This is a genomic window from Verrucomicrobium sp. BvORR106 (genome assembly GCF_000739655.1).
Taxonomy (GTDB): domain Bacteria; phylum Verrucomicrobiota; class Verrucomicrobiia; order Verrucomicrobiales; family Verrucomicrobiaceae; genus Verrucomicrobium.
Window position 1 is genome coordinate 37,884 of sequence record NZ_BATR01000022.1, and the last position, 21,267, is coordinate 59,150.

General features: G+C 62.3%; 15 protein-coding genes. 1 reads left to right on the forward strand and 14 read right to left on the reverse strand.

Features of this window, described 5'->3' with window-relative positions; all coding sequences use genetic code 11:
• Window positions 1-37 precede the first annotated feature (37 nt).
• The 13 genes from BV106_RS04195 to BV106_RS04255 form a co-directional block, all read right to left on the reverse strand.
• Window positions 38-439, reverse strand: a complete 402-nt coding sequence (locus BV106_RS04195; RefSeq protein WP_038160935.1) for a DUF3592 domain-containing protein — start codon at window positions 437-439, stop codon at window positions 38-40.
• Entirely contained in the window at window positions 439-3,315 is a 2,877-nt protein-coding gene (locus BV106_RS04200; RefSeq protein WP_038160938.1) for a regulator of G-protein signaling domain-containing protein, read from the reverse strand. The genes BV106_RS04195 and BV106_RS04200 overlap by 1 nt, the downstream gene beginning before the upstream one ends.
• Window positions 3,316-3,359: 44 nt before the next feature.
• Window positions 3,360-3,857 carry a type III secretion system chaperone gene (locus BV106_RS04205; RefSeq protein WP_038160941.1) on the reverse strand — a complete coding sequence of 166 codons (498 nt, stop codon included), beginning with the start codon at window positions 3,855-3,857 and terminating at the stop codon, window positions 3,360-3,362.
• A 156-nt stretch (window positions 3,858-4,013) separates the two neighbouring features.
• On the reverse strand, window positions 4,014-5,045 hold the full coding sequence (locus tag BV106_RS04210) for an FAD-dependent oxidoreductase (protein ID WP_051945026.1): 1,032 nt from the start codon (window positions 5,043-5,045) through the stop codon (window positions 4,014-4,016).
• Window positions 5,042-6,325, reverse strand: coding sequence for a glycosyltransferase (locus tag BV106_RS04215; RefSeq protein WP_038160944.1), 1,284 nt, complete (start codon window positions 6,323-6,325; stop codon window positions 5,042-5,044). Before BV106_RS04215 ends, BV106_RS04210 begins: the two co-directional genes overlap by 4 nt.
• A gap of 74 nt (window positions 6,326-6,399) precedes the next feature.
• On the reverse strand, window positions 6,400-7,521 hold the full coding sequence (locus tag BV106_RS04220) for a hypothetical protein (RefSeq protein ID WP_038160947.1): 1,122 nt from the start codon (window positions 7,519-7,521) through the stop codon (window positions 6,400-6,402).
• Between the two features lie 132 nt (window positions 7,522-7,653).
• On the reverse strand, window positions 7,654-8,433 hold the full coding sequence (locus BV106_RS04225) for a D-alanyl-D-alanine carboxypeptidase family protein (protein WP_051945028.1): 780 nt from the start codon (window positions 8,431-8,433) through the stop codon (window positions 7,654-7,656).
• A gap of 48 nt (window positions 8,434-8,481) precedes the next feature.
• A complete protein-coding gene (locus BV106_RS04230) occupies window positions 8,482-9,102 on the reverse strand; it encodes a hypothetical protein (protein ID WP_038160951.1) in 621 nt (206 codons plus the stop codon).
• Window positions 9,103-9,176: 74 nt separating this feature from the next.
• Window positions 9,177-10,964, reverse strand: coding sequence for a hypothetical protein (locus tag BV106_RS04235; protein WP_038160954.1), 1,788 nt, complete (start codon window positions 10,962-10,964; stop codon window positions 9,177-9,179).
• A gap of 624 nt (window positions 10,965-11,588) precedes the next feature.
• A complete protein-coding gene (locus tag BV106_RS35025; protein WP_265595319.1) occupies window positions 11,589-12,263 on the reverse strand; it encodes a DUF4893 domain-containing protein in 675 nt (224 codons plus the stop codon).
• Between the two features lie 47 nt (window positions 12,264-12,310).
• Window positions 12,311-13,090, reverse strand: coding sequence for an aldo/keto reductase (locus tag BV106_RS04245; RefSeq protein ID WP_265595322.1), 780 nt, complete (start codon window positions 13,088-13,090; stop codon window positions 12,311-12,313).
• Between the two features lie 37 nt (window positions 13,091-13,127).
• Entirely contained in the window at window positions 13,128-14,744 is a 1,617-nt protein-coding gene (locus tag BV106_RS38095) for a hypothetical protein (RefSeq protein ID WP_038160955.1), read from the reverse strand.
• Window positions 14,745-15,416: 672 nt separating this feature from the next.
• Complete coding sequence (locus BV106_RS04255; RefSeq protein WP_038160956.1) at window positions 15,417-16,757, reverse strand: phenylacetate--CoA ligase family protein; 1,341 nt, start codon at window positions 16,755-16,757, stop codon at window positions 15,417-15,419.
• Window positions 16,758-17,094: 337 nt separating this feature from the next.
• Here BV106_RS04255 and BV106_RS04260 point away from each other — a divergent pair, with 337 nt between their 5' ends.
• Entirely contained in the window at window positions 17,095-18,216 is a 1,122-nt protein-coding gene (locus BV106_RS04260) for an alpha/beta hydrolase (protein WP_038160957.1), read from the forward strand.
• 296 nt (window positions 18,217-18,512) lie between these two features.
• Here the strand turns inward: BV106_RS04260 and BV106_RS04265 are convergent, their stop codons facing one another.
• Entirely contained in the window at window positions 18,513-21,164 is a 2,652-nt protein-coding gene (locus BV106_RS04265) for an adenylate/guanylate cyclase domain-containing protein (protein ID WP_038160958.1), read from the reverse strand.
• Window positions 21,165-21,267: the final 103 nt, after the last annotated feature.

Here is a 21,267-nt window from a genome sequence, read left to right on the forward strand (position 1 = left end):
GTCCCTGCCTTCTTTTTTGTGCATCGCTCCAAGCCGCTCACGCATGACGGCTCAGCCGCACCGCCCGGACCAGGAGGATCACGCCACCCAGCAGCGTCAGCACTGGGAGCGGCCAGTGGTTCCACCAGACATCCACCTTCCCCTCCCCGGGGCGCTGGGGATCATAGACCACCGGAACCGGACTGCCTGGCGGGTGCGTCTTCGTTGACCAGGTGGTCATTTCCAGGGTCTTCCCCTCCCCGGAAAGCGTGCTGAAAGTGACGTACACCACCGGGGTGCCAGCGGACTTGGCCGTACTGCTGGCGCGATAACCCGAATGCCCGGCAACTCCGGTGACGCGCTCTGCGTGGGCAAGCCACCATGCGGTACGCCCTGTGGCGATGAGCCCCAGCAGAGTAAGCAACCCTGCCAGAACCCACGACCAAGGGCCAGCCTTCATCAAAGCGAGTTAATGACCCGGGCCGCGCCCGAGAGCACCTCAACGCCGGCACCAACCACGCCCAAAGCTCCGACACCTTCAGGAGGAGCCCCAAGGCCCCCCGGAGCGCCAACTCCCGGTCCCCCTGCGATCTCCGCACGGCGGGTCTGGATGAAATCGGTGAGGTTGCCCTTGAAAGCCGGGGTGCCGTCGGTGTGCTTCATCCAGTTCAGCCCCGTTCCGCCTTCCAGCTTCACGGAACTGTCGAGCAGCTGGGTATAGGCCTGCTGGATGTCGTCCGGGATCGGAGCGTCCGGGTTGTCCCGCGTGCTGGCGATGAACGTATCGATCTTGGTTTGCAGTTCGGAGAGGTTCGCCACCTCACGCATCTGGGCCTGGCCTTCCACCACGAACGCCTCGATGTTGTTGAAGACCTCCTTCACGATCTCACCGGGTTCGGTGGCGGTGATGGGCTTCTCGATGTTCCTGGCGATGCGAGCAAGAGACTTGGTCAGATCCTTGATTTGTGCCTGGGCCTCAGGAGTGCCCTCTGCTTCCAGCTGCGCGATCAGGTCGGTGAACTGCGACTTGGCCTGCATGATGCCTTCCAGGGAATCCTGGCTGCCAGCGATGTCCCGGAGCGCCTGGGTCATGCCCTCGGAAGGGCCTGCCCCGGTATAGTCGCGCCAGAGTTTGGGCTTGTTCTGCCCCCGCACCAGCGGGTTGCCGCTGATCTCCTCGCGATTGAAGAAGTCCAGAACGCGGTTGCTCTTGTTGCGCACCCCGCCGCCACCGGTGGCCGTGCCGCCAATGCCGTTGATCAGCTCATTGAAGGCGTGACCAAAGTCGATGCGGCCCACGCGGCCGTCCTGCGTGGCGATCATGTTGCCCGGGTTCACGTCATGGTCACCCATGAGCGCGGAGAGGGCGATGTTCCGCTGCACATCCTGGGAGGCCTGACCGCTCAGGCGCAGCACGCCGCCGCCGCTGCGGGCACCTTCCGGCGCATCTAGCTGGATCTTCGGGTGCTTCTGCCCGCGGGGGAGTGGTCCCGCCAGTTCAATGTAAAGACCCTTGAGATCGCCTTTGCCGCCGGCGAGGTACTTGGAAGTGACCACGGCTTCGTGTTTCACGCTGTCTTGACGCAGTGCCACTTCGGGAACCAGTCGACGATCCCCCTTCGGCAGCATGGAGCGAGCAATGTTCGAAGAGATCACTTCACCGTAGTTCTCCGTGTTCAGCCCGCCCGCCTTTATGCGACGGCCCCGGCCTGCGTGGACGATGGAGTCCTTCACCTGGAAGAACTGCCCGCCCACCTTGGCGCGACCGCTGCCCGTGGCTCCGCCGGAGCCCTCCAAGTCCACTCCGCGGAAGCGCTCGAAGGAGCCCACGTGCGACTCCTTGCCAGGTGCCCAGTCCATGTCCTCGTTGAACATGCGTTGAGCGACGATCTTGCCCAGTTGACCGGTCCGTGACCCCTGCGGCGAGTCCACGAAGCTCTTTAGCCCATCGCCCTTCAGGCCATTGGCCGCGTCGGCCTGCATGTCCTTGAGGAAGTCCGTGAGCTTGCCTCTCACGAGACTGTCCTGGCCATCTTCCTCCGGCCCAAAAAGCTGCTCCTGCCCGATACGGCTCTCCATGTCTCCGCCGAGGGTTTCGTGTTCTTCACGAATCCCCTGGAGGCGGCTGCTGACCATCTCAAAGAAGGGATCATCGCGCTGGTCCTCAGGCACGTTGTCCACAAACATCTCCTGGCAGTGCTGGAGAAGCTCCGCATCGCTGATGTCACCACTTTCGGCCAGTTGGGCGAGAACCTCGATCTGCTCGTAGCGGTCGAAGTTGGCCTGCTGGGGGCCCCCGCTCAGATGCTGCTTGTAGGCGGCACGGATCTCCGGGTCACCCATGAGCTTGGGGATGCTGGTGAACGAGTCCACCTGCTTGTTGAAAGCTTCACCAGAACCCGGGGCGAGGCGGCTCGCCGGCACGGAGGAACTCTCACCGGACAACTTGGCGGAGTGCGCCCTTCCCGCCTCTGCCTTGAAGGAATGGCCAGCGATGAAGTTGTCCAAGGCCGGCTTCGACAGTTTGGTGATCTCGCCTTTAGACTCAGAGAAGAGATCGTTCAGGAGTTGCTTGTCTGCCTCGGAAGGCTCCTGGCCGGGCACGATGGCCTGACGCAGATGCTCAATACCCTCTGTGATTCTTCCGGCCATCGCCGCACTGAGGTTGATCTGCTGCATCCCGCCAGGGTCACGTGATGGCGGATTCTCCGGGGACTCCACCATTTTGTAGATCTTCTCCGCCAGCGCCAGCTTCTCATGAGGGTTGCTGGTTTTCTCGTACTGCTGCACGAGGCTCAGGAAGTCGAAATTCTCCTTCACGAACTGCTGCTCCATGCTGGCTCCGAAGGCTTCCTTCAGATTCGGCGTGGTCATGATGGTCCCGAGCTGCTTGTAGTGATCCTGCAGCCCAGGCGGCATCTTGTCGTACATGGCTTGGTGGGAGACGTCACCGGCGATCCGCACCTCATCCAGCACCACACCCAACCGGGCGACACTGCTGCGCTCGTCAATGCGGGCGAGCAAGGCGGTGTTCTGCCCATCAGGGCGATCCGGCAAGCGACGGGAGATGATCTCCTTCATGAGGTCCTTGGCCAGGGCGACCTTTCCAGCGCGGGCTTCAGCACCGTAGGACTGACCGAAGATGGCACGAAGTCGCACCTTCTTGTCGGCGGCCACGTAGAGCGTGTGCGAGCCGTCGTCGTTCTTCCGGGCGCGGATCTCACCGCCGCCCTTGGCTTGGACGTCCTGTTGGAACTTCTGAAGTTCCTCGACCGTGGTTTTCCCGACTTCGACCCGAAGTTCGGCCTTGTGGGCGGCTTGCAAGCTGATGGGCATGGCTGTGAACAGTTGGAATTGGTGAAAACAAATCGGGAACTAGACTAGACGCGCATGAAGTGGAGGCCGTCGTCGGCACCCTCGCCATCTTGAGCGGCCGTGCCGGTGCCGCCGGCAAGAATCTTCCGGGCGTGGAGGGCGGTATCGGCGAAGTTGCGGATCTGCACTTCCAGGTCTTCCAATTCCACGCCAGCGAGCGGGAAGTCATAGATCTGCACCACGGTATCATCCACCGGATCCAAACCCATGCGCAGACCACCGGTCTCCCGCCACATGGTGGCGACATGCAGAAGGAGCTTGTAGGAAGCGGTCTCGTCTCCAGCGGGTGGGTGGCCCAGGTTCGTGTAGAGCACGAGCTTGTTCAGGTCCACGTCATGCTCCACCTCCACGCCAAAGTCGTCGTCAAAAGCGATCGCCCAGCGGGTGGGTTCATACTGGCGGACTTCGCCCGCGTCAATCAGGGGACCCACTTCGGCCATGAGCGTTTCCAGGTTCGCGGGTTCCGTGGAGGGGGTCGGAGCAGAAGTGTCGTTGTCGGCCATGGGAAGAAAGGGTGTGATTGGGACGGATCAAAAGTTCGCTTGGGGAAGATCGGGCAGGGCCACGTCTTCATCATGCAAACTGTCCTCCACGAATTAGGAGTTACAGAAAATTTTCCTCCAAAGGCGCAAAGTTCACAGAAGCCGCCCGCTCTCCGCTCAACCGGGAGCTTGGCCGAACCTGTGCTTCATCTCCTGGATCAGCCTGCGGCCGACCTCCGGGTCAGGAGTCGGGTCTTCATCGTACGTGTAAGTTCCTCCAACCACCACGCCGTCACTCCGGGGGAAAACATAGCCCCGCTGGTCGCTGAAGAGGTAGTCCAGCCCCGGCTGGGGAGGCAGGATGGCGAGCTGCCCCTTCAGAGGATGCAGACGCTCATCCGGCCAGATCTCCCTGGATCCCAGCCCGGTGCAGTTGATGACGACTGACTCCGGAAGCGTCTCCACCTCCGCCGCGCTGCGGAAATGGCGCGACTCGAAACGCACACCTGCTTTACGCAGATCTTGTTCCAACCGGGCCAGCAGGATCGGCGGCTCAATCATGAGCGTGTCGTAGCGGAAGCCAGGCCCTGGGACGGTGGCGAACGGCAATTCTTCCAACTGCTCAGGCTCGGGGATGAGGCCAGGGGGCAGCTTGGCAAGGCTCAGTGAAGGAACCGGCGTGTACAGATCCCGTCGGAAGACGCCAAAGCCCTGGCCCAATCGGCGTTCATGGGCGTCAAAAGAGCGTCGCAGCAGACGCTCAAAGATGGCCTGCCCCACGGGCGATGGATCGTGATCCACCAGAGAGGGAGACCACGGTCCGCCCGCGATGCCGGAGGTGGTGGCGACCGGCAGGGCGCTAGTGTAGAGCGTGGGCAGATACCCCGCCTCCCGCAGGCAGGTGGCGGCGGTCAGGCCCATCACCCCCGCTCCCAAGACGGCGACCGGCACGAGCTGCCGATCCGGCGCAGAGGCGCGGACCAGATCGAGCACCTCCTCGGCGCAGCCCCAGCACAGAGTGATGCCCGCGCCTCCGTGACCGTAGTTGTGAACCACGGTCTTCTGGCCCTGTCTCGCCACCTCCAGGCGATAGCTCCCCCGCCGCTTCGGGCGCAATCCCGCGATGAAGCGTACGGGACCGGCATCCAGATCAGGCAGCGGAAGATGCACGCGATGACGAAGCCAGCCAGCCTGTGGAACGGACGTCATGAGGGCGAGGCGGCAGCGGGTGCTGAAGCGGGCTCCAAGCAGCGTTTCGCTTCCGCCTCCTGCGGTGCATGTCGCAACAGACGACGAACCCGACCCAAGAGCCAGCGGCCCATCCAGTGCTCCCGCAATGTCTGGGCCGTGAGGTCATGACGCAGTTTGAGCGTCTTGAAGTCCGCCTCGACCTTCTCTTTCGCGCGTTCGGAACGTTTCAGCGCCTGCTTCAAGGCCCGTACTTCGCCAGACTCCGCCTTCAACCGGCCGCGCATCGCCTCGAGTTCCGCCCACATGACATCGGCCTCACGGCCCATGGTCTCCAGGTAGGGGGCGAACTCGGAGCTGGGAGCTTCAGCTTCCGCGGGCACCGTCGCTGCCTTGGCCTCCGCATAGAGCTCCAGCAGCCGGTCCACGGCCTTTTGCAGAGATTGCCGCTCTCGCACCGTGGCAGTGACGGTGAGGACATCATCTGGATGGTATTGGGCCAGTTGCTCGATCAGCCATTCCTCACTGATCTGATTGGCCGTGACGAAGTACCGGGGGCTGAAGTTGGAGAAGGCATACTGACTCAGCGTCGCTGGCGTGATCAACGCTCCCGCCTGCCCGGGCATGAGGGGGATGACGGCACAGCCACAGGCCAGGGCCTCCAGGGCACAGCGGCCAATCGCGAAGACGACATCATAGCCCTGCAGGAAGATCTCCGGGCGCTCCAGCGGGTTCTCGTGATTGTACCCGATCTTGTCCAGTTTCAGGGAAGCCTTGGCGCAGGCCGCCTCCAGCTTGCTCACGTCCTCCGGCTGCAACCACCCGCCAAAGAGGGCAGCACGCAACGGCCGCGCGGGTGGGGTGCGCACCTGGGTGAAGCGGGCGAGATTGACGAAGTTCGGCAACACCACCACCTTCTCCGGCGGGAGGCCGTACTCCGGAGAGGTCCGGGGCACGAGCCACTCACACATCATGAGATACCGCCCGATCCGCGGATGCACGGGCGGACGCTCCACCCAGGGGAGCACGCCATGACAGTAGTACACGGCAGGAGTTTCCTTGAACTTGGCCAGGGCAGCCATCGTCTGCAAGTGGTGCTGCCCGTGGATGATGTCCGGCACCCAGGGAATGTCCGAAAGACGGTCCCTCACCCACACGCCGCTTGAGATCATGATGTTGGCGATCCGCCCGGTTCGCGGAGTATACACTGCCACTTCATGACCGCGTTCCGCCAGCTCCTTGGCCAGTTCCACGGTCACCATCTCCGTGCCCCCGACATAGGTCAGGTCACGCTGGGTCATCAGAATTCGCATAGTCGTCGACAGTCAAATGACGGGGCGTCTTCCCACGCACCCGCCAGGGTTTTTGTTTGGCATCAAGCCGACTCGCCAGCTTCCCAACAGGGGCAGAGCGCCGCGGAGAGGGCGGTCGTCCGCGGCCGGGTTGAGTTCGATGTGATAACGGCAGCGACAGGAGGTGCGGCAATCATGAGACTGGCCCGGCCTGGCTGAGAGTGGTACCCAAAACCGAAGGGTAGCTCCGGGCCCACGGCACCCGGTTTCTGGCAGAGCCGGATCAGATCACGCTGCTCATACTGGGGGAAGGCCCGCGGCGTGCGCTGGTACCGGCCATGCACCCGCACCCGCCAGCCGCGCTCCACCAGCGCGGCGTAGGGCATGCTGCTGGGATCCTGCACCAGGCATGCGGCATGTCCGAAGATGAAATCCCGCAGGTGCATGAAGTCCGGCTCATGGAGCAGATAGCTGGCGCTCTTCAAGAACACTCCCAAGGGACCAAAGCTGCCGGCAAAACGGTAGAACGCATCCGACGCCGGGCAGTGATCATCCCGCAAATGCCTCTGTAGATAGATGATCTGCTTGGGATTCCCGTCAAAGCTTGCCCGGATGCACACGGCCCCGGTGGTGGAGCTTCCAGGGCGCTGCGAACCTTGATCTTGCGGAACGGTCAGACGCTCCACATCCACAATCTCATGACCCGTGCGGGCAAGAAACACCAGCAAGGGAGCCAGGATGCCGTTCCACCGCTTGGTCACAAAGGTGTGGCGCATCTCGGCGGTGACAAAGAAGGAATGCTCCAGGAAGTGCCGGATGCCGGCCTCCAGTTCCCCAAGCAACTCCAGCCGAGATCCCCAGAAGGTGGAGGCACAGGCATCGGTGGGGGCCTCGCAGATCTCCAGCCCGCCCAACAGATAAGTGCCCGCACTGGGATGAAGCAGGTGCGCGAACATGAAATCGGGTCCGCTGAAGGGGTAGAAAACAGTCGGCAGAGCCCTGAATTCACGGAGGTGGATGCGCGCCCATTTTGAAAAGGGGCTGGCGTATTCCCGCTCAAACTTGGAGAAGAGATCATCCAGCACATGGGCGTGCTGCTGCCACATGACCGTGGCACGCCCTTGGGCATAGGGATCCTGCGCGCTCGCGGGACCCAGTCCGGCCAGCAGCCTCGCTAACTCATTGAAATGGGGTTGGTTATCCATAGGGGGGTTGCCCCTCTGAATGTGAGTGCCTCACCGAATGTGACGGCGGAGAAGCTAAAAAAATTGCCTCTGGAAAGCATCCCCCTCACGCCCGGGAAAGGCGGGGTGGTTCAGGCTCTGCTGGCGCGCCTCCTATGGTGCAAAACTGGCTCCAAAAAGGAGCGTCCTGGCATCTGACCAGACGGCCTCTTCTGTGCTGTTGAGCACGACGGCGATGCGCCGATCCGGGCCGGAGCCCCCACTGGCGACCAGACAAAAGCCCGCCGCCCGGGTGTAGCCGGTTTTCATGCCATCGCAGCCGGGTGCTTCGACGAGGAGGCGGTTCCGGTTCCGCAGTTCGATGACACTGCCATCCGCCCGGGGCACCGTGTGTTCCCGGCGGTTCACCATGGCACGCAGGCCGGGGATGCTGTCGATGCGGCAGGCGAGGCGTCCCACATCACGCGCGGTGGAGTATTGCCGCTCATCCGGCAGACCGTGGGGATTAATGAAACAACTGTGCGCCATGCCGCACTGTGCCGCAGTCTCATTCATCTTCACCGCAAAGGCCTCAATGCTGCCCGCGTGGTCACGTGCCAGGGCCATGGCCGCATCATTGGAGCTGCCCAGCAAAAGCGCGTGCAGCAGATCCAGCCGTGTGGCCTGCTCGCCGGGCTGCAGCCCCAGATGATAGGGCATGCAGGCCAGGTCCTCTTCCTGAATAACAACCTGACGGTCCAGGTCCCCTGCGCTCCAGACCACCAGCGCGGTGAGCAGCTTTTGCGTGCTGGCCACCGCGCCCTGGAGATCCGGAGATCTCTCAAACACCACCTCCTGGGTGGCCGGGTGCAGGACCATGGCCCGCTGGGCCACAATGGAGTCAGGGCCTGCCAACGCAGGCACGGAGGTGCCAGGATCTTCAGAGGTGAGCATGAATCGAACTCTCGCGAGGGGGTACGCGGTCGTTTCGTTGAAGCCAGACTAGGGTTTGCCAGTCTGCTTGAGCGTCTCCGTGAGGAGCTTGGGATCGTAGGTGGAGCCGGCAGACACCTGCACCACGGTCATGCGAACCTTGGTGGGGAAGAACTTCTCGTGATCGGCACGCTTGTGGGCATGACCGCCGCCGCCGCTGTTGTCCTTGATGACCAGGTGCATTTCCTTGATCCCTTCGTTCCAGAGGATGTCATTGTTCTGCCAGAACTTGGTCATGGGGATATCCCGCTCATACACGCCCTTCTCCTTGTACACGTCGGTGTTGAAAGCGCCGTAGCCGTGGTTCTGCCCCTTGTAAGGGATGTAGCACACGCTCCACGTCGTGGCTTCTCCGCCAGCCGGTTTATCCAGCACTTCCAGTCGCACATGGGCGGTGCCGTTGCGATAGTCCACCGGAGCGGTCCAGTCCTTGGGCCGTGCGGGATTGAGCTTGTCGCTCTTCACGTAGTAGTGCGACTTGCTGGGCTTGGCGTTGTCTGCGTCCTCTTTCGTGAAGGTGAAGGTCGTGTCGAAGAGCACGAACTGATCAGCGAGGCTCGTGACCGTGCCGGTCGCGAGAGTGCAAAGCACCAGAGGCAGGGAAAGGAGGCGCGGAAGACGGGCGAACATGGCGGGCAAGCATCCTCAGAAATGCGTTGCCCGCAATGGCAATTGCAATCGCCCCGTTCCGCCCCGATGCGGGCTCACTTCACCCCGTGATAAACTATGCTGGCGTCGGCCGCCTCACGCAGGCTTCCCCAAGTGTAGTCAAAGTAGTACTCCACCTTGCGATCCGCCGCCCAGGTGATGCGGAAGTGATTGTTGGCCAGGGTCTCCCATTGCGGTGCGCCATCGATGCCAGGCCCGGTGACGGTGCGATCTGAGTGGAATTGCAGCTCTCCCTTCTCTCCCCGCCAGCGGCTGCCGGGGAGCCATTTGGTCAGTTCGGCCGCATCCTGCGGGCCATAGAAGCTCTCCGGAAGCACGTGCTCATTCTCACCCCGATGCTGCTCGCGGCGCACGCCATCCTTCATGTACACAATGATGAGTCCCTTGTTCCAGTAGGGATTGGGGTCCGCCCCCAGATTAGGTGGGTCAACCGCAAAGAAGGCGCGCTGGTTCTCCACCAGATCCTTCACCCGGGCGGTAACATCGGCGTTCTTTCCCCCCGTCCCATAGATGGCGGAGAGCACTTGAACAGGCCAGCGGGTGGGGCTGGCGACAACTTTGGGCAAGGTGGAGACCGCAGCGGCAGGAGCAGATGGCGAGGGAGTCGGTTCTGCCGCCACTTTTTTAGCAGGAACGGGCTCGTCTTCAGGAGCACCCACGGGCAAAAAAACACGTCGCCGCGGATCGTGCGGAACCACGTACTTGATCCAGGTGGAACTGCCACCACCCCAGAGGGGCTTGCCGGGGAAGTCCTCACCGGCATGGGCTCGCATGTGGCCATCACCATCTGCCCAAGGCTGGGCGATGACACTGGCCCGAACCTCCGTGCCCTCTTCCCGCAGGCGAATGAAGTCACGAGCCCGACCGGGGTCGTCACACACTGACCACAAACCGGATGCGGGATCGGATACGAAACCAAACTCATTCTTCCCAAAGCAACCCGCCACGGCGAAGTACTTGGCTCCGCCCCATCGCAGGCGGTTGTTGGCCACATGAAACACCAGCCAATCCCCTTGGCGCACCTGCACGTCCATGCGCTCCACGGTGGCACCGTAGATCTCGTCCAGCAGTGTTCGTTGTTCGATCCGTCGGCCGTTTTTGTAAGCCTCAACCACAAAGTCGTCGGTGACCGTGATCAAGTGGGTGGCCACCCGGGTGGATGAACCTAGGACCAGCGGCTCCAGCCCCACCGCGGGTGGAGGCGACTGAGCCAGCCGCTTATCACCAGGTGGCTGGGTGCGATCACTGGGATGCGAGAGCAACTGGGGTGGAATGGGACCCAGCTCCTCCCGGCCCGGAGGCTTCCAGCGAATTTGGATGCCTTCATTGCCCCGTCCCCCGACAAATCCGGCCGAGACGAATTTTACAGAGCCCTTCTTGAGCGCGATCGTTGCGACCCTTTCCTCGCCATCGCGGAAGCCGCAGACTTCCTGGTTGTCCACCATGAGCACATTGCGGTCATAGAAGCTGCGAGTGGAGAATTGGTATTCTCCATCGGTCTCAATTTTCAAATATCCCGTGGCGAGAGCGTTGCGATCCGGGTTCCACCGCCAGGGAGAGAGCGATTCCGCCACGTACTTCCTGCGGGTCGGCTCCCCGAATTCCTTGATCGGCAGGGCAAAGTGGTTCTCATCCGTTTGGGCGTCCCGTCTAGGGTACTCCACCACCATGAGGCCGGGGATGTTGGGAGCCGGTTCTTCTGCCTGAAGGCTTCCAGAGAATGGCAGGATGACAAGGGAGGCAATGCCTGCCAGCGCAGAACGCTTCAGGAAAAACGTGGTGCGGCGCGACGAGGCACACGCAGAGAGGGGCGGAGTTTTCATGGCAGCGTGAGGAAAACATCTCCGACATCATTGATCGGAGCCTGCACAAAATATCATGGTCGCGAAACCGGGACACGACGGAAGTTGTAAGGAAAGTGTACGGTTGCGAGAGATACCCCATTCTCTCGCCGCAGAATAAAGGAGGCGGGGTCTCCGGCCCCGCGTAGGAGCGAAGCGAGAGATGTTCTTGTCACCGATGCGAGTCGTCACCGACTACCACGTCAGGAGCAACTCACCCTGACCGCGTAAACGCGGAACTCCAACCCGGCCAGCGGAGCGAAGGACGTAGTCCGGTTGTGCCAACCGGCTTGGAAGCGAAGGAAACGGCGTGCATTCACCGATGCCCGCCGTCACCTCATATAGGCACGCTGACGCCAAGGGCGTCATACAAAGTAGCCCAGGGTCAGGCGAGGCACGAGCCGCCACCCTGGGTACAAGGGCAAGTGGATCAGAACTCCAAAGTGAGTTCTGCAAACCGCGACCACATCCCTGAGGTATCCACTGCAGGCAGGATCGACATCACCAGGTAATCTGAACGGTTTGTTGAACTCCCTTGGAATTCCAGCGCTATCGCGTGCCACCCGGGGTGGCGTGAGAAACACAAGATCCCCACCCAATCGCCACCTAACTCTTCTTCAGCTCATAGATCTCCCCACGCCCGCTAATGGGCGCGAAGATCATGAGCAAATGCCCGGGAGCCAATTGATAGAGCTGGCCCACACTGTCACGATCTTCCTGCCCAGCATCTGACCCGGCACCCTTGCCGCCGCGGAGGTTGCTATAACCCTGCGGCTTGTCGTCCTCATAGTAGCTGCCGCCGAGAAAGAGCAGCGAGTCTGCCGAGTAAGGCAGCAACACACCCACGCGACGCTGGGAACCGCTGTGTTTCTGGAAGGCAATGCCCTTGGCGCCTTCACGACGGATTTCACAGGAGAAGAAGGGGTAGGCATACACCCCGAGATTCGAACCCTGAATGCTGCGCACCTGCCATTTCCCCACGAAGGTGGAGGGAATGGGCATGGGCTCGCGTTTCATGTCGAGCAGGCGGATCACCTCATTGGCCGCCTGGAGAGTATCGGCGTCGTTGGAGGTGAGGTGCGGTTTCACTTCCTCGCGCAGGAGATGCTCGGCAGCCTTGAGGAGCTGTCCGTGGCTGGTTTCCATATAGCCGACCAGAGGATCGGCCTTGGCAGGTTCCTGCGCCATGGTCAGGGGTGCCGCTGCCGCAAGCACACTGAAGGCGGAAGCTGCCGTCAGGAGACGAGCAGCCGTACGAAGGGAGAGGGGGGTATTTAACATGCCCAAAATGTGCGCGAGTTTCCGCAGTCGTCCAGTGCCTCCCTTCATCACTCGGCTGCGGGGGCATGCTGTGGATGCGTGGCAAAGCCATCCTCCAGGGCAGCGAGGCGAAGCAGATCCTGATCCGTAAGCGCCATCTGCCGGGCCTGCAGATTCTCTGCCAGATGCGCGGGTTGGGACGAGCGCGGGAGCACGACCAGCCCTTGAGCCAGAGACCATGCAATCAACACCTGTGCCGGCGTCACCTCGTTTTGAGCAGCCACTTCCTTCAGCACCGGATGATCCAGGCGCCGCCCTTTGACCAGGGGCGAATGCGCTGCGACCCGCACCCCATGATGCTGGCACCACTGAACGAGGGCCGTTCGTGGCAGGAAGGGGCTGACCTCAATCTGGTTCCAGGCAGGCAAGGGCAATCCGCTTGCCACCACAGTCTCCAGGTGCGGGATGTCGAAGTTACTCACGCCCACTGCGCCGACCTCCGGCCACGTAGCGACTTCTTGCAACAGCTCCCACGCCCGCAACCAGTCCCCGGCGGGAGCATGAAGCAGCAGCAGATCCACCCGGCCAAGACGCTCCACGCTTTCACGCGCGGCGGGCAGCACCCGGGCGGGCACGGCCACGTCCTGCGCGAGGATCTTGGAAACAACAAACAGCTCCTCCCGGGAGACTCCCCCATCCGCCACGGCACGAGCCACCTCCGCCTCATTGCGATAAAGGGCGGCAGTATCAAGATGCCGGTAGCCAAGGTCCAATGCCGTACGGCACACCTCATAGGTCCGGGAACCCAGTTGATAGGTGCCCAGTCCGATGCGGTGCGCCGCCGGCACTGTGTTCAAGTCCTTCACTTCACGCAGAAGCCGGGGCTTACATGCGATTGCGGTAGATGCTGTCGATGTGACGGATGTTTTCCGTGTGCTTGATGAAGCGCAGCGGATTCTTCCGGAACTTCCGCAGGGAAAGCCCCAGCGTCGCCTCCACGTTGCAGGCCAGGAGCGCATCGAGCCGTTGACGATAGACCGGGTCGAGCGACGCTCCATACTGGTCAGCATAGAGATGCAGCAGGGAGTGATTCGACTCCAGGGCCTCCACAATCAGCTCCAACCCGCCGGGGCGGAGATTGGTGTCCCGCAGATCAAGCACCTGCAGGGTCTGGTTGTGGCGGAGGAAGTCCGCGATGAGATCCGCCCCGTTGCCATCAAGGTAATTGGGCAGCTCCCCGAGGTCCGAGGTGGACTTGTAGAAGCCCACACCCAGATATCGCAGCGCAGGCAGACCGGAGGCCGCGTCCAGCAGGGCCGTCAGACCAGCGTGCTGGATTCGGTTCGATGAAAGCTCCAACCGCACCAGATGTTCGTAGCCCTTCACGGACTCCGCGATGAGCTGCGCTCCCTCGTCACCGAGACGGTTGATGGAGGCAAACAAACCGGTGAGGCCCACGCGCCCCTCCGACTTCAAGAACTCGAAGTAAGAGGCGATGTGCCGCGCACCCGCAGGCGTGATGCCGTTGGCATCAATGTAGAGCGTGCGCAGGGTGGAGTTCTTCCGCAGGCTGGCAAAGAGTGCGGCGATGCCCTCGTCAAAGAGCCCGGTGTTCGCCAGGTCCAGCGTCTCCAGGGAGGCATTGGTCTCCAGCATGGACGCGAGAAGCTGCACCCCTTCGAGGTGAAGCGGATTGCGCTTCAACCACAGGGATTTCACGATTTGATTGTGCCGCAGCGCGTCCGCGAGCGCAGCCGAGCCGCTGGTGCCGATGCAATTCCCGGCCAGATAAAGGGTCTGGAGGGATGCACCTGTCTGGGGATTGCTCACCAACCGGGCAATCTGAGCCGCACCCGCATCTCCCACGATGTTATTGCCGAGGAGAAAGTGCTGGACGTTGGCATTGTGCTGCACGGAATCCACCAGGGCGCCGATGTGACGGTCGGCCACGACCTGCTTGCACATGTCCATGCGGCCTTCGCAATCGAGAGCGCCACGAGGGAACTCCATGCGCGGCAGGGAGACAGGTGCGCCTGTGCCGGATTCCAGGTGCTGGAACACGGGTTTCAAATCTTCCAACGGGGCGATATCCACTGGCATGGGTGTAGGATGCAGAATGCCGTCCGAGAACGGTGCCTGGAGAAGGGCTTCAAACTGGGCACGATGTCCCGGCAGCCGGGCGATGCGGTACGGATTGTCCTCCACATGCGTTGGCTCCTCGATCTCGCGCTGCTCCAGCCAGGCCTGGCGGAGCTTCGCCAGCAAGCGGCCGTACTGGATATAAGCAAACGTCCGGTCCTTGTCCTCACAGGGGAAGAGCTGGCGGGCCAGACGATGGGCCAGCTGCGTTCGTTTGTCCTCCGATCCGCCCAGACGGGGCGCGATCATGCCACTGTCCCCTACCCGACCTCCCGCGGCGAGACACGCCTGATCTTCGGCCAGCTTGGCAGCCAGCAGCTCGAAGGACAGTGTTTCGTTTTGGATGAGGGCATGAGTATGCATGGTTTTTAGGGGCGTGGTTTTCACGGCGGCATGCAGACACCTTGTTGGTGTAAACCGCATGACCGCACCGCCTAAAAGAAGCGGGGGTGTATTTGTCTGTTGTTTCTTTGGGGTGCTTCTTTTTGAAGACGGGTGTTCATCTATACACCCTTTGCCGGAATTCGCAAGATTTTTTGCATTAGGTTCCCGATGTTTTTAAAAATTGGGGTGCGGGAAATAAGGCCGACGATTCCCATGGGCGGCGTGGAGAATATTGAAAAACGCCAACTCTCCACACTTTGGTTCTCACCCATAACATATCCGGGTGAGAAGTTCACGCCGGCAGCAGCACGAGGCGCATCGTCGCACCCGAGCTTGCGCACTCGAACCCGGAGGGTTCACCATGCGTAGCCACGGGTCGACCGAGTGTAGCGAGGGCTACCCGTGGAAAGCTTCCATTCCAGATGCTACCGCGGAGCGGCAGGCCCATCGTATGGCCAGACCCCTGACGTCATTCCCGAGATGCACCCAGCAGACTCTCTGGTCGCTAGGGGCCTACCGCTCCGCGGTAGAATTCGACCCCCAACCAACCATGGGTAGTCCTCGCTCCGCTCAGTCGACCCATGGCTATTCATGGCGAACCCTCCGGGTTCATGACATAACTCTCCAGACAATTCCTAATTCCTAATTCCCTCACCCTTTCACCACCAGCCGGAACTTCCCGGAATGCGGATCAACCGCCAGGTCATCCACCTCCTCCACCCGGAATCTGACATTGGACATCTCCTTGCCCTCCAGCAGTCCGCGCAGGGTGCGGTGGACGGCTTCATGGGTGGAAGTTCTTTCCTCTACTCCGAGGCCGTTTTCCAGGCGCGCACGAAAGCGGAAGGAGGTCTTGTCCTCCAGCACCACCTGCCAGGCATTGAGGCCGGGCACGACCAGCTCCGCCACGACGATGGGATGAATGAAGTCCTCCTGCCCGTGCACATTGGTGAAGACCAGGGCGTTCTCCTGTCGCCCCACCACCTCCCGCACGCGGGTGTAGGGATAGCGGCTCGGAGCCGCTTCACGATCAGGCACCAAGACGTCGTCCATGCGGTACCGGATGAGGGGCATGGTCTCGTTGAACAAATTCGTCACTGCGGTGTAGTCGTCACCCAGTTCAAAGATGAGATCGTCCTCCAGCAGGTGCATGCCTTCCACCCCGCGCAGGGACATGGCCATGTAGAGATGTTCGCTGGAGGCGTAGCCATTGAGCACGGGCACGCCGAAGACCCGTTCCAGATACACCTTCACATCCGGCAGCAGCGGTTCGCCGCCGTTGCCCAGTTCCGTTGGCTTGATGCGCAGCTCGCCGCGCTCCTGAGCCTCGGCCAGCATCTTCAAGATGGCGGCATAGCCGCTCAACACCTCCGGCTGGAAGCGGTTGAGCTCCTCCACGATCTTGCCCAGCGGCTGGCCGACATCGAAGGTCCGCACATCGTGGAAGAAGCTGTTGGACCCCTGGTTGCCCGTGAGCATGAGGCTCACCCCGGCAAAGTGACCCTGCGTGGCCGCGACAAATGCCACACGCTTTTTCCACCGCAGCTTCGAGGCTCTGGCCACCTGGCTGGCTCCGCGAATCCAGTCGGCCTTGGAATAAACAAAATAGCCGATGGTGCCGGAGGTGCCGGAGGTGTGCAGCACGTGATACTTGCCATCCATCAGCTCCGCCGGATCCGCCGAACGGGCGAGGAAATTGGCAATGCGCTGGCGGCTGATCTGGCGGTCGGTGACGATTTCGTCAAAATGCTCATTCACCTCCTGCTTGGTCAGCAAAGGAAAGTCCGTCGGCAGACACGTGGCGGGGTCGATCTGCCGCTCTTTCATGAGGCGGCGATAGTACGGGGATCGCGCCTGTGCCCAAGCCGCGAGTTTGCGGAACTTGCGAAACTGCGCCGCCTCCAACTGCGAGCGGGTAAAGCGGCCGTTCCGACGGTGATTCCACAAGGCCTTCAGCCACAGATAGGATTCTCTAGGGGGATGGAATCTCATGGAGATGGAAGTTTGCTCGCACGCACCGCGAGTCGCCTTTCGATGCGGCCTCGGAAAAATCAAGCCCGCTTCATCAAAGACACAAGACAAGAAGACTCAAGACCCAAGACCTGAGCTTGCGGCCGAGAGTTTACCCCTCGACGATCCATCCAAGCGTCCCATCAGGTACGGCGACTGCGGCTGAACTTTTAACTTTTCACCCTCAACTTTTCACTGCTTGCCCCTCTAGTTCGAGGCATCACGACCACCTCCCCCACCCGCATGGAAATTTTCCACCTGGATGATAAGACCTGCCCCCTGGGGCATTACTATTCGGGCTCACGCCACGTTCTTCGCCATGTCCTGTTTCCCGGCCCGTTTTCTTCCCCTGCTTGTCCTCGCCACCCCGCTGCTCGCGGCGGACGTGGAATTCACCGACACGGTGCAGCTTCCAGAGTGTCACAGCCTGGGCTGGGTGCGGGCCAACACCCAGCCCAAGGAGCAAAAAAACTGGGACGGTGTGCTGGACGAGGCCAAGTGGGGCACGCCCTCCCCGCAGCAGGCGGTATCGCGCAACTGGGACTGGCGGCTCACCGATGACGAGTGGCGGCAGGCGGTGGCGGCCAAGGGCGAGGGAAAGAAGGAGGAGGTGAAGTTTGACCTGTGGATCCCCGAAAGCGTGAAGACCGCCAGGGGCATCGTGGTCATGTCGGGTCACGGCAGTGGCGAAAACCTCTTCAAACATCCCGAACTGCGCAAGATGGCTACAGAGCTGAATCTGGCCCTGTTCAAGTTCGTGGGGAATCCCATGCAGCGTGGCTTCTGGCCCCGCAGCCTGCTCTATGACCGGCTCAAGCAGTACGGCGAGAAGGCAGGTCATCCCGAGCTGGCGAGCGCGCCGCTCTTCCTCTACGGCCACTCCAACGGCACCGGGTTCTCCGCCATCTTCACCGCCACCGAAGGCAGCCGTGTCTGGGGCTGGGTCTCCATGCGCCCCGGCACCACCTTCCAGGTGTATCAACCCGGCGCGGCCCAAGTACCCGGACTCGTGATCTTCGGCGAAGACGATCCCTTCCTCGCCCGCCCTTCCAAGGAGGAAAATCTGACCGTGGTGGAAGTGATGCGAAAGAAACACGCCGCCCTCTGGACCTCCACCGTGGAGCCCAAGACGGGTCACGGCCCCGGTGAGAAGACCTGGCCTCTCGTCTTCTCCTTCCTCCGCCACACCTTCGCCGCCCGCGTACCCGCAGAGGCAGATCCCAGCCAAGGCCCCGTCAAACTGACCATGCCCACCGTGGAATCCGGTAGCCTGGGGAAAAACTGGGATCCGGCGGTGGGTGGCTACCAGACCCTCATGACCGCCCCGTTTGCCTCGTACTCTGGTGACAAGGCGACGGCTTCCTGGTTGGTGAACGAAGCCTTTGCCAAGGACTGGCAGGCGTTTCAGAAGGAAGGGAAAGTGGGAGGAGCGGGGTCTTAGTGCTTAGTGCTTAGTGCTTAGTGCTTGGTGCTTGGTGCTTGGTGCTTGGTGGCACGGAGCCATCAGTAACAGGAGGCAGGGACTTTCCAGTCCCGGACCCGACGCACGTCCCAGCGGGGTCTTCGGTAAAAGACATTCAACGGACGGAAGCAATGGAGAGCATGCCGAGTGATGGGACGCTTGGCCGGAACCGGGACAGGAATGTCCCTCGCTCCTTTTACTAACCGCTTCGCGCGACATTCACTCACCTGCGCCAGCTCAGGTCTTAAGTCTTGTGTCTTGCGGTCTTGTATCTCCTATTCCTCCTCGCTCACGGCATACGCAGTGGCCGCTTCAAGACTCAGCGAGCTGCCTTCCTGCCGGGCGGCATCGACGACTGGGCCATGGAAGTCCAATGCGGCAGTCAGCACGGCCCGCAGAGCGGGGTGATCTGCCGCCTGGGGTACAAGGCCGCTGCGCAGACGCTGGGCCTCGGCCGCCCCCATGAGGCGGGCGGCGCGGGTGTACTTCCGCTCTGCCACGGCCAGCACGGCAAAGGCATCCAGCGGATACGAAGCCCCCCAGCGATTGCCAAGCTCAATACCCACCTGCAGACATTCTCGCAGGTGCTCATGAGCCACCTTGAACTGTCCCAGTGCCGCAGCATTCGCTCCGACAGCCCAGGCCATGATGATGGCCTGCCAGGTGTCGCCCTCCTCCCGATACATGGCGAGGTTCTGGGCATCCAGATCGTAAGCGCGGCGGAAATCGCCGTCTGCGGCGGCGAAGACGGCCTGGACATGCTGCACATGCGCCGTGAGCCGACGGTCCCCGAGCGGTGCCGCCATCGTCGCGGCCTCTTCTACGAGGGCCCGGGCACGAGGGCTCTCGCCGAGATCAAACAACAGGAAACCCAGATCGGTCAGCGCCCGGGCGAGGCCGGCGGGCTGGTCCAGCTCCCGGCAAATGGAGAGAGCCTCCTCCTGATAGCGGCGACAAGCGGGAAGATCATCCGCTACCCAGGCCAGGCGTCCGGCCGCCGCCAGCGCCCCGGCCCGCACTTCATCCCGTGGGGCAGCATCCGCGTGAGAAAGGAGACGCAAGAAGGCTTCTCCCGTCTCCTTGAACAGACCTCGAACCTCCACATACCGCTGGGTCGCAGCGAGCAGCTTCAACCCTTTCGACACCTGGCCGGGCAGCTCCAGTGCCGCCTCCAGGGCGAACCGGATGTTGAACTCCTCCTGCTCCACGGTCTCCAGCCATTCCCGCTGGCTGTGGCCACGAATTTTGGGGGCGGAATTGACGGCGAAGTTCAGGAAATAATCCAGATGACGGATGCGAAAAGTCTCCACCTCGCCGGCGTCCGCCAGCTTCTCATTCGCATAGTCCCAGATGGATTCCAGGATGAAATAACGCGCCCCGTGCCGGGGATGCTTCTCCACGTAGACCAGGGACTTGTCCACGAGCTGGGTCAGCAGGTCGATGACCTCGAACTCCTCCACGCCCTCCCCCGAGCAGATGGCCTCGATCGCCTCCAGCGTGCGCCCCCGGGCAAAGACGGAGAGACGGCGGAAAAGACGGCGCTCCGGATCACTCAGGAGATCGTGGCTCCAGTCGATGAGCAGCCGCAGCGTCTGCTGGCGCGGCACGGCATTGCGGCTGCCGGTCGTGAGCAGATGAAAGCGGTCATCCAGCCGGTCCACGATCTGCTGCAGGGTCAGCACGCGGATGCGGGAGGCGGCCAGCTCAATGGCGAGCGGGATGCCATCCAACCGCCAGCAGATCTGCGCCACAAGCGGGGCGGTCTCGGCATTCAGATGGAAGGCTGGGCGCACCATGCGGGCCCGCTCGGCAAAGAGGCGCACCGCCTCATAGCCGCCCAGGCGCTCCAGAGCCCCTGGGGCGGTGCTGATCTCCCGCCAGTCGTCAGGCAGGGACATGGGAGGCACCGGCCAGGCCGTTTCCCCCGCGATGCTCATGGCCTCCCGGCTGCTGGCGAGAATGCTGAGGCGGGGGCAGGCCCGCAGCAGCACCTCAGACAAGCGGGCACAGGCGGCGACCACGTGCTCGCAGTTGTCGAGGATCAGAAGCAGGTGCCGGTCCCGCAGAAACTGGGTGAGAGTGCTCGTGAGGGGGCGCTCCGCCTCCTGGCGCAGATTGAGCGCCGCGGCGACCGTCTCCAGCACGAGGCTATCGTCATCGATGGTGGCGAATTCCACGAGCCAGACGCCATCCGGGTAGTGGTCCAGCACGTCCGCCGCCACCTGGAGGGAAAGGCGCGTCTTCCCCGTGCCGCCCATCCCGGTGAGCGTGAGCAGCCGGGTCGTGCCCAGCACGCGCTTCACCTCCGCCATCTCACGCTCGCGCCCGATGAAGGTGCTGAGTTGGATGGGCAGATTGTTGGCGACGCTCTCCAGCGACCGCAGCCCGCCGAACTCCGAAGGCAGGTCCGCGGCCACGAGTTGGTACAACTGCTCCGGCCGGGCCAGATCACGCAAGCGATGCTCGCCCAGATGGCGGAGGCTCACTCCCTGTGGAATGTGATCGCGCAGCAGCTCCTCCGTCGGCAGGGATACCAGCACCTGCCCGCCGTGGGCGGCAGAGAGAATGCGGGCAGTGCGGTTCAGCGCCTGGCCGAAGTAGTCCCCATCCCGGTGCTCGGCGGCCCCGGTGTGCAGGGCCATGCGCACACGCAGTCCCCCCACCTCCCGCCAGTCGGCATCCCGCAGGGCACGCTGGCATTCCAGCGCCGCCGCCAGAGCCCATTGCGCCGTGTCGAACGCCACGCAAAAGGCATCGCCGATCGTCTTGAAAACATAGCCGGAGCACGCGGCAAAGATCTCTCGCAGCATGCGGTCATGCTTGGCCAGCGCCGCCTGCATCGCGTCGGGGTGCTGATCCCACTTCTTCGTGCTGCCCTCAATGTCGCTGAACAAGAAGGTGATGGTGCCGGTAGGCGCTACGGTCATGACCGCGCAATGTGGGACAGGCCCCGCGCTTCTCAATGGCGGGGCGGTGAAAAGTTGAGAGTAAGAAGTGAAAAGTGCCGGCTCCACGCACCCTCAGGGGCCT

Coding starts and splice junctions, on each gene's coding strand:
- BV106_RS04220 (WP_038160947.1), bottom strand. CDS start 7,521: ATGGATAACCAACCCCATTTCAATGAGTTAGCGAGGCTGCTGGCCGGA.
- BV106_RS35025 (WP_265595319.1), bottom strand. CDS start 12,263: ATGTTAAATACCCCCCTCTCCCTTCGTACGGCTGCTCGTCTCCTGACG.
- BV106_RS04210 (WP_051945026.1), bottom strand. CDS start 5,045: ATGACGTCCGTTCCACAGGCTGGCTGGCTTCGTCATCGCGTGCATCTT.
- BV106_RS04265 (WP_038160958.1), bottom strand. CDS start 21,164: ATGACCGTAGCGCCTACCGGCACCATCACCTTCTTGTTCAGCGACATT.
- BV106_RS04200 (WP_038160938.1), bottom strand. CDS start 3,315: ATGCCCATCAGCTTGCAAGCCGCCCACAAGGCCGAACTTCGGGTCGAA.
- BV106_RS04205 (WP_038160941.1), bottom strand. CDS start 3,857: ATGGCCGACAACGACACTTCTGCTCCGACCCCCTCCACGGAACCCGCG.
- BV106_RS04255 (WP_038160956.1), bottom strand. CDS start 16,757: ATGAGATTCCATCCCCCTAGAGAATCCTATCTGTGGCTGAAGGCCTTG.
- BV106_RS04260 (WP_038160957.1), top strand. CDS start 17,095: ATGTCCTGTTTCCCGGCCCGTTTTCTTCCCCTGCTTGTCCTCGCCACC.
- BV106_RS04230 (WP_038160951.1), bottom strand. CDS start 9,102: ATGTTCGCCCGTCTTCCGCGCCTCCTTTCCCTGCCTCTGGTGCTTTGC.
- BV106_RS04235 (WP_038160954.1), bottom strand. CDS start 10,964: ATGAAAACTCCGCCCCTCTCTGCGTGTGCCTCGTCGCGCCGCACCACG.
- BV106_RS04215 (WP_038160944.1), bottom strand. CDS start 6,325: ATGACCCAGCGTGACCTGACCTATGTCGGGGGCACGGAGATGGTGACC.
- BV106_RS04195 (WP_038160935.1), bottom strand. CDS start 439: ATGAAGGCTGGCCCTTGGTCGTGGGTTCTGGCAGGGTTGCTTACTCTG.
- BV106_RS38095 (WP_038160955.1), bottom strand. CDS start 14,744: ATGCATACTCATGCCCTCATCCAAAACGAAACACTGTCCTTCGAGCTG.
- BV106_RS04225 (WP_051945028.1), bottom strand. CDS start 8,433: ATGCTCACCTCTGAAGATCCTGGCACCTCCGTGCCTGCGTTGGCAGGC.